The organism is Bacillota bacterium, assembly GCA_040754675.1.
Lineage (GTDB): Bacteria > Bacillota > Limnochordia > Limnochordales > Geochordaceae > Geochorda.
The window spans coordinates 1-2,063 of sequence record JBFMCJ010000670.1 but is presented as its reverse complement, the minus strand read 5'-3'; the positions used below and the strand labels follow the sequence as shown (position 1 = coordinate 2,063).

The 2,063-nt window shown below is 65.3% G+C and carries 1 protein-coding gene; it reads right to left on the bottom strand.

The window, feature by feature from the left end; all coding sequences use genetic code 11:
- Positions 1–183: 183 nt before the first annotated feature.
- On the bottom strand, positions 184–1,944 hold the full coding sequence (locus tag AB1609_22330; protein MEW6049172.1) for a sigma 54-interacting transcriptional regulator: 1,761 nt from the start codon (positions 1,942–1,944) through the stop codon (positions 184–186).
- Positions 1,945–2,063 lie beyond the last annotated feature (119 nt).

The window sequence follows — 2,063 nt, the reverse complement described above, 5'->3', positions numbered from 1 at the left end:
GCCTCGCGGGGAACGTTTCCGCAAAAAGCGTGCCAGCCCCGGCTGCCCGCGGCGGCGGCGGGGGGCAGCACGGGAACCCCATCTCCGGGGCACCCCCGCACCCGCTCCGCCAGGGGGTGCGCTGTGCAATCTGCGACCGCCTTTGCGAAATGCAAAAGCCACCACCTCAAGGTACGGGCGTGCTCAGTGCAGTCCGTATCGCTTCAGTTTCCGGTAAAATGTCGAGAGGTGGATGCCGAGTGCCCGCGCCGCCGCGCGCTTTCCCCTCCCGTCGCGTCCGAACGTCGATAAGGCTGCTTCTATTGCTTCACGCTCCATCAGGGCCAAGCTCTGCACGGCCTCCGCCCGCTCGCGCGCAGCCCCTAGCACCTCGGCCGGAAGGCTGCCCGGAGTAATGGTGTCCCCGCGCTCGAAGTTAACAGCGTACTCGATGACGTTCTGAAGCTCCCTTACGTTGCCCGGCCACGAGTACGCCTTAAGTACGCCCAGCGCCTCTTCGCTGATCCCGACCACCGGCCGGCCCAAGCGTTGGGAGTACCGACGTACGAACGCCTGCGCCAGGTACTCGATGTCCTCCGGCCGCTCGCGGAGAGGGGGGATGGTAATGGGCACCACGTTGATTCTGTAATACAGATCCCGGCGAAACCTGCCCGCTGAAACCAACTGCTGTAAGTCGGCGTTGGTCGCGGCTATCACCCTCACGTCCACCGGTATATGCCTCGTACCGCCGAGCCTTTCCACCGCCCGCTCCTCCAGAACGCGTAACAGCTTGACCTGCATGTGCAGGGGGAGTTCCCCGATCTCGTCGAGAAACACTGTACCCCCGCTGGCCAGCTCGAACTTGCCAGGCTTCCCGCCCTTTCTGGCACCTGTAAACGCACCTTCTTCATACCCGAATAGCTCGCTCTCCAGCAGCGAGTCGGGTATGGCCCCGCAGTTGATGGCCACGAAGGGTCCTGCTGAGCGGGTGCTGGCCGAGTGGATGGCACGGGCAAAAAGCTCTTTCCCCGTCCCGCTTTCACCGAGCAGCAGTACTGTGGAATCGCCGGCAGCCACCCTGAGGGCGCAGTTCTTTGCCGCCTGGATAGCCGGGCTGACGCCCAGGATGTTGTCGAATGTGCACGGCGGCTCGCGCGCGCTCAGCCGGGCGGCCAGGCGATCGGTGGAGTCCTGCGTCCTGAAAAGGCAAAAAAGGCTCTCCGAGGATGTCTTGAGCCTGACCCACTGGATGGTGCCCACGCAGCTGACGGTGCGGCGGGCGACCTGGAACACTATGGGCGATTCCACCAGTTCCTTGCCGGTCCTGAGGCAGGCGTCCACCTGTGGACTGGAGATGACGCTCCCCAACAGTCTCCCCCGGATGTCGCCCAGGGCCTCCAGCCCGAGCATGGCCCGCGCCGCCCGGTTGATGAAAGTCAGGGTGCCGGAACGGTTCAAAATCAGCACGCCTTCCGGCAACTGGTCGACGATGCACTCGAACTGGACCGTCATCAGGGAGAGGCGATGCGAGACCTGCGGGCCAGCCAGCCTCCAGCTGATCAGTTCGGTGAGCTTACTGAGGAGGAGGCTCAGCAGTTCGGACTGGTTCTGTAGCAGCCGCCGCTGTTGCTGTGTCACCGCCACCAGCCCGAGGCACCCGATGACTCGCTCGTCGTGCACGATGGGCCACACGAGCTGGCCTGCTGCGCGGCACCGCTCGCTGGAGTGGCAGTCCAGGCATACCTCATCCCGGGTTGGGCTGCTGAGGAAAATCGGCCTGCGCTCCCTGATGGCGCGCCGGTACACTTGGCCGTCGCCAGGCTCCACGCCCACCGCGTCGGCGTACGTGCCCGCCTTTGCCACCCTGACCAAACCGTCGCTGACCACGTCTACCTGCAGCCCGAGCAGCGAAGCGATGGCCACGCTCAGTTCACGCAGGGTATCGGATATCTCCTCTATGGTCACGCGCCTCACCTCGTCCTCCCTACCGGGCTGCGCTGTGCCCTCCCCGGTGAGCGCGACTACGGCGGGCGGCCGTGCGGGAAGGCAGGGCGGTAGAGGCGACCGCCTCGGGTTAGACCGCT